Origin of the sequence: Pseudomonas sp. NFXW11, from assembly GCF_049887815.1 — a bacterium.
GTDB lineage: Bacteria > Pseudomonadota > Gammaproteobacteria > Pseudomonadales > Pseudomonadaceae > Aquipseudomonas.
This window is the reverse complement of the sequence record NZ_JAGEKI010000002.1, coordinates 539,307-545,467: the sequence shown is the minus strand read 5'-3', so window position 1 is coordinate 545,467 and position 6,161 is coordinate 539,307. Positions and strand designations below refer to the sequence as shown.

Genomic DNA, 6,161 nt, shown 5'->3' with positions numbered 1-6,161 from the left:
CAATCTCAAATGACTATGTGATTTCTCGCATGAGTCACTCGTGATGCTGATAATCTTTCTGACTATCAGTCTGACTACACAAGCACCCACACGAATTGCTTGATTCAGTTGTTAAAGAGCGGTTGGTTAAGATCTTTCGTCTCAACCGAGGCGCGCATTCTACAGCAGCCTCATTTGCTGTCAAGTGATTATTTTCAGAAGTTTTCGAGGATTTTCTCAACAACTTCAACCACTTGCGCTTTCGATCTCTCGTTAGCGGGAGGCGAATTCTACAGCGTTACACGCTGCTGTCAACACCTCTTTTTAACCGCTTTCGACCGAGAGGATCGAATCGTTAATAAGGCGAAAACGCACCGCCTTACTCACTATTTCCGACTTCGATGAACTGAAGCTTAAGCGTTGCTGAAACCGATTAACTCATTGAATTTCAAGGAGTTTTCCGTTTCGACTGCGCCGGAACTGGGGCGAATTATAGAGAGATACAATCCGCCGTCAACCATTAATTTCTAATTTATTCGGATTTGAGCGTAATGCGCGCAAATGCCTTCTTGCCGGCCTGGCAGACATGGGTCGCACCCACTGCATATATAAAGGTGCGGTCGACAACCTCACCATCAACACGCACCCCACCCGAACCTAGAAGATCTCGCGCTACCGCAGCGTTCTTCACCAGGCCTGCCTTATTAAGGACAGCAGCGATGGGCATATCCTCAGCAGCAGTCAGCTCGATCTCCGGCAGATCCTCAGGCAGCTCGCCATCCTTCATGCGATTGCCCGCACCACGATGCGCACTGGCAGCAGCCTCTTCACCATGGAAGCGCGCAACAATCTCTTCCGCCAACTTGATCTTGATATCGCGAGGATTGGCACCTGCCTCTACATCAGCCTTGAATGCGTTGATTTCGTCCATCGAACGGAAGCTGAGCAACTCGAAGTAACGCCACATCAGCGCATCAGGAATGGAAACCAGTTTGCCGTACATGACACCCGGAGTTTCCTGGATACCCACATAGTTCCCTAGGGATTTGGACATCTTCTTGACGCCATCCAACCCCTCGAGCAACGGCATGGTCAGAATGCACTGAGCCTCCTGCCCATAACCACGTTGCAACTCGCGCCCCATCAGGAGGTTGAACTTCTGATCGGTGCCACCCAGCTCGACATCGGCACGCAGAGCCACCGAGTCATATCCCTGCACCAGCGGATACAGAAACTCATGAATGGCAATCGGCTGATTGGTCGTGTAGCGCTTATCGAAGTCGTCCCGCTCCAACATGCGCGCCACGGTGTACTGAGAAGTCAGGCGAATGAAGTCCGCCGGCCCCATCTTGTCCATCCAGGTGGAGTTGAAGGCCACTTCAGTCTTGGCTGGATCAAGAATCTTGAACACCTGACTTTTATAAGTCTCGGCGTTCTCCAGAACCTGCTCACGAGTCAAAGGCGGACGAGTAGCACTCTTGCCACTCGGATCACCGATCATCCCGGTGAAGTCGCCAATCAGGAAGATCACCTGATGCCCCAGGTCCTGGAACTGGCGCAGCTTGTTAATAAGCACGGTATGCCCAAGATGCAGATCCGGAGCAGTTGGATCGAAGCCAGCCTTGATTCGCAGCGGCTCGCCACGCTTGAGCTTTTCGATCAACTCGGACTCGACCAACAACTCTTCCGCACCACGCTTGATCAGCGCTAGCTGCTCTTCAACCGACTTCATAACAGACCCGCAAGGCTTAGATTCAAAAGGGAACCAACCATACAAGATCACGGACTAATTACAAGTTTTGCCCGGCGTACGGAGGCATTGGAGGGGAGCAGTGTCCGCGCGCTTGCGTCACAGATGATTTGGTTATATTTTATACAGTTATTTCATCTTCATCATGTCATTCATCTTTTCCATTTCATCTTTTCAAAGTCAAATCACTTATGACCACCGAACCGTCTAAAGCGCCACCGCTTTATCCGAAGAGCCACCTGCTCGCCGCAAGTGGCATCGCAGCCCTTCTAAGCCTGGCTCTACTGGTATTTCCTTCCAGTGATGTAGAAGCCAAAAAAACGACATTGAGTCTTGATCTGGAAAGCCCGGTTGAACAACTGAAGCAAGATCAAGACGCTGCATCCGAAGCTCAAGCCACAAACGAAGCTGTTGCCTCCCCCTTCGCGCAGATCGACAACACCACCGAAGAGAACACGGAAACCGCAGAAGCCAAGCCAGCACCTGCGGCCGCAGAAGAACAGAAAGAAGCGAAAGCCCCCGGCCACCGAGAGGTCATAGTGACCAAGGGCGACACCCTTTCCACACTGTTCGAGAAGGTTGGCCTGCCCGCCACCGCCGTTCACGAAGTGCTGGCCAGCGACAAGCAGGCCAAGCAGTTTTCGCAGCTCAAGCACGGCCAGAAGCTTGAATTCGAGCTTAATCCGGACGGCCAGCTGAACAATCTGCACAGCAAGGTCAGCGACCTGGAAACCATTACCCTGACCAAAGGCCCCAAGGGCTTTGCGTTCAACCGTGTGATCACCAAGCCAGTGGTGCGCTCGGCCTATGTGCATGGCGTGATCAACAGCTCGCTTTCGCAATCCGCCGCTCGCGCCGGTCTGTCCCACAGCCTGACCATGGATATGGCCAGCGTCTTCGGCTACGACATCGACTTTGCCCAAGATATTCGCCAGGGTGACGAGTTCGACGTGATCTACGAGCAGAAAGTCGCCAACGGCAAAGTAGTAGGCACCGGCAACATCCTCTCTGCGCGTTTCACCAACCGCGGCAAGACCTATACCGCCGTGCGCTACACCAACAAACAAGGCTCCAGCAGCTACTACACCGCCGACGGCAACAGCATGCGCAAGGCGTTCATTCGTACCCCGGTGGACTTCGCCCGCATCAGCTCACGCTTCTCCGCCGGCCGTAAACACCCGATCCTGAACAAGATCCGCGCTCACAAAGGTGTCGACTACGCCGCTCCACGAGGCACACCTATCAAGGCGGCTGGTGATGGCAAGGTCCTGCTGGCAGGGCGTCGCGGCGGCTACGGCAACACCGTGATCATCCAGCACGGCAATACCTACCGCACGCTGTACGGGCATATGCAGGGCTTTGCCAAGGGCGTCAAGACCGGTGGTTCGGTCAAACAGGGCCAGGTTATCGGCTATATCGGCACCACCGGCCTGTCCACCGGCCCTCACCTGCACTACGAGTTCCAGGTCAATGGCGTCCACGTCGACCCTCTGGGCCAGAAGCTGCCGATGGCCGACCCGATCGCCAAGGCTGAACGCCCTCGCTTCCTCCAGCAGAGCCAACCACTGATGGCCCGAATGGATCAGGAAAAGGCCACCATGCTGGCCTCGAGCAAGCGCTGAATCATGGCGCTCTATATAGGGGTGATGTCCGGAACCAGCCTTGACGGCCTGGACATTGCCCTGATCGAGCAGAGCCCGGCGATCAACCTGATCGCCACCCACTACATTCCCATGCCCAATACCCTGCGCGCCGAACTCCTGGGTTTGTGCGCCAGCGGCCCTGACGAGATCGCCCGCTCCGCCATGGCTCAGCAGCACTGGGTGAAGCTGGCCGCCGAGGGCATCCACTGCCTTCTGCAGCAGCAGCGCCTGCAGGCCCAGGAGATCCGCGCCATCGGCAGCCACGGGCAGACGATTCGCCACGAGCCCGCCCGGGGCTTTACCGTACAGATCGGCAACCCGGCGCTGTTGACCGAACTGACCGGAATCACCGTCGTCAGTGACTTCCGCAGCCGCGATGTCGCAGCCGGTGGCCAGGGCGCACCATTGGTACCGGCCTTCCACGAAGCACTCTTTGAGCAGCGCACGGGTAAGCGCGCAGTTCTCAACGTCGGCGGCTTCAGCAATCTAAGCCTTATCGAGACCGGCAACCCCGTGGCGGGTTTCGACTGCGGCCCGGGCAATGTGCTGCTGGATGCCTGGATACAGCTCCAACGCGGCGCAAGCTTCGACCGCAACGGCCAATGGGCAGCTAGCGGCAAGATTGACCAGGCCCTCTTGAAGACACTGCTCAGCGACCCGTTCTTCGCCACCCAAGGCCCCAAGAGCACAGGGCGCGAAGTATTCAACCTCCCGTGGCTGCAACAGCACCTGGCTCAACATGCGGCAATCGCCGCCGAAGATGTGCAAGCCACGCTGCTGGAGCTGACCGCCCTGACCATAGTCGAGTCACTGCAGGCCGCACAGAGCGAGACTCGGGAACTCCTGGTGTGTGGCGGTGGCGCCCACAACGACACCTTGATGCAACGCCTGGCCAGCCTGTTGCCCGGAACTCAAGTCAACAGCACCGCCGCCTATGGCGTAGACCCGGACTGGGTGGAAGCCATGGCCTTCGCCTGGTTGGCCCATTGCTGCCTGGAAGGCATAGCCGCCAACCGCCCCAGCGTCACCGGTGCCCGCGGCCTGCGCGTGCTGGGCGCCATCTATCCAGCTTGAACGCCAGACAGCAAAACGCCGCAGGATCGCTAGACCCTGCGGCGCTTTGAATACCCTTGCAGCCTGATCAGATCGAGAACGACGAACCGCAACCACAGGTGGTGGTGGCATTCGGGTTCTTGATCACGAAACGCGAACCCTCCAGGCCTTCCTGGTAGTCCACTTCAGCACCTGCCAGGTACTGGAAACTCATCGGATCGACCACCAGGCTCACGCCTTCGCGCTCGACAATGGTGTCGTCCTCGGCTACTTCCTCATCGAAAGTGAAACCGTACTGAAACCCCGAACAACCGCCACCCGTAACGAATACGCGCAGCTTCAGGCGATCATTTCCCTCTTCATCGACCAGGGTCTTCACCTTGTGCGCTGCACCTTGAGTGAATTGCAAAGCCGTAGGGGTGAAGGATTCAACGCTCATGCTGACTATCTCCCGGCGTTAAGCCGCCATACTGCGTAATGACGCGCATTATCCGCTTCTCCCAGAAAAGCGGTCAACTATTGTTACGGTATATCAATAGTCGTACAGCCGCCGGCAAAAAGCAGAAAGGCCCGTTAAACGGGCCTTTCTGTTCACTGGAAAACGACCTTAGGGCAGCATGCCCGCATGGGACAGGCCCAGGCGCTCGTCCAGGCCAAACAGGATATTGAGGTTCTGCACCGCCTGGCCAGAAGCGCCCTTGACCAAGTTGTCGATCACCGACAGCACCACCACCAGGTCATCACCCTGTGGACGATGCACCGCAATCCGGCAGACGTTGGCACCGCGCACGCTACGGGTCTCGGGATGACTGCCGGCCGGCATCACATCGACAAAAGGCTCATTGGCATAACGCTTCTCGAACAGCGCCTGCAGATCGATCGACTTATCCACAACCGTCGCATAGAGCGTCGAGTGGATACCGCGAATCATCGGCGTCAAATGCGGCACGAAGGTCAGGCCAACCTCCTTGCCCGCCGCCCGGCGCAACCCCTGGCGGATCTCCGGCAAGTGGCGATGGCCCTTGACCGCATAGGCCTTGAAGCTTTCGGAGGTTTCCGAGTACAGCGACCCCACACTTGCACCACGGCCAGCACCGCTGATACCGGATTTGCAGTCGGCGATCAGCCGCGAAGCGTCGGCGATGCCCGCTTCCAGCAATGGCAGGAAACCCAGTTGGGTCGCGGTGGGGTAGCAGCCGGGAACGGCAATCAGGCGCGCCTGCTTGATCTGCTCGCGGTTGACTTCCGGCAGGCCATAGACCGCCTCCCCCAGCAACTCGGGAGCGCCATGGGGCTGGCCGTACCACTTGGCCCACTCCTCGGCATCCTGCAAGCGAAAGTCCGCCGACAGGTCGATGACCTTGGTCCCCGCCGCCAGCAGTTCACCAGCCAGGGCATGGGCCACGCCATGAGGAGTGGCGAAGAACACCACATCGCAGGCGCCCAGGGTCTTGATGTCCGGCACGCTGAAAGCCAGGCCTTCATAATGCCCGCGCAGGTTCGGATACATGTCGGCCACGGCCAGGCCCGCCTCGGATCGCGAAGTGATGACTTCCACTCGCACCTGCGGATGCTGTGCCAACAGACGCAGCAGTTCGACACCGGTGTAACCCGTGCCGCCGACAATACCGACCTTGACCATAAACCTGCCCTCAACGAACCCACTGGAAAGCTGCCGATAATAGGGGCGGCGCGCCCCTGCGACAACCGCCAAGGTGACGTGCGGACGCTCTGCC

Annotated in this window: 5 protein-coding genes; 2 read left to right on the top strand and 3 right to left on the bottom strand. The window is 57.9% G+C overall.

Annotated features, from left to right (window positions below; genetic code table 11):
- Positions 1-511: 511 nt before the first annotated feature.
- Entirely contained in the window at positions 512-1,711 is a 1,200-nt protein-coding gene (tyrS, locus tag J4P02_RS05770; RefSeq protein ID WP_426188612.1) for a tyrosine--tRNA ligase, read from the bottom strand.
- 209 nt (positions 1,712-1,920) lie between these two features.
- Here tyrS and J4P02_RS05765 point away from each other — a divergent pair, with 209 nt between their 5' ends.
- Together J4P02_RS05765 and J4P02_RS05760 are read left to right on the top strand one after the other, a co-directional pair.
- Positions 1,921-3,351, top strand: a complete 1,431-nt coding sequence (locus J4P02_RS05765) for a peptidoglycan DD-metalloendopeptidase family protein (RefSeq protein ID WP_426188624.1) — start codon at positions 1,921-1,923, stop codon at positions 3,349-3,351.
- A gap of 3 nt (positions 3,352-3,354) precedes the next feature.
- Entirely contained in the window at positions 3,355-4,446 is a 1,092-nt protein-coding gene (locus J4P02_RS05760) for an anhydro-N-acetylmuramic acid kinase (RefSeq protein WP_426188611.1), read from the top strand.
- Between the two features lie 67 nt (positions 4,447-4,513).
- Here the strand turns inward: J4P02_RS05760 and erpA are convergent, their stop codons facing one another.
- Positions 4,514-4,864, bottom strand: a complete 351-nt coding sequence (gene erpA / locus J4P02_RS05755; protein WP_011063789.1) for an iron-sulfur cluster insertion protein ErpA — start codon at positions 4,862-4,864, stop codon at positions 4,514-4,516.
- A gap of 168 nt (positions 4,865-5,032) precedes the next feature.
- A complete protein-coding gene (gene argC / locus J4P02_RS05750) occupies positions 5,033-6,067 on the bottom strand; it encodes an N-acetyl-gamma-glutamyl-phosphate reductase (RefSeq protein WP_426188610.1) in 1,035 nt (344 codons plus the stop codon).
- Between the last annotated feature and the right edge of the window lie 94 nt (positions 6,068-6,161).

Bases quoted from the DNA above. Each gene is read 5' to 3' on its own strand.
- tyrS (WP_426188612.1), bottom strand. From the start codon at position 1,711: ATGAAGTCGGTTGAAGAGCAGCTAGCGCTGATCAAGCGTGGTGCGGAA.
- J4P02_RS05765 (WP_426188624.1), top strand. From the start codon at position 1,921: ATGACCACCGAACCGTCTAAAGCGCCACCGCTTTATCCGAAGAGCCAC.
- J4P02_RS05760 (WP_426188611.1), top strand. From the start codon at position 3,355: ATGGCGCTCTATATAGGGGTGATGTCCGGAACCAGCCTTGACGGCCTG.
- erpA (WP_011063789.1), bottom strand. From the start codon at position 4,864: ATGAGCGTTGAATCCTTCACCCCTACGGCTTTGCAATTCACTCAAGGT.
- argC (WP_426188610.1), bottom strand. From the start codon at position 6,067: ATGGTCAAGGTCGGTATTGTCGGCGGCACGGGTTACACCGGTGTCGAA.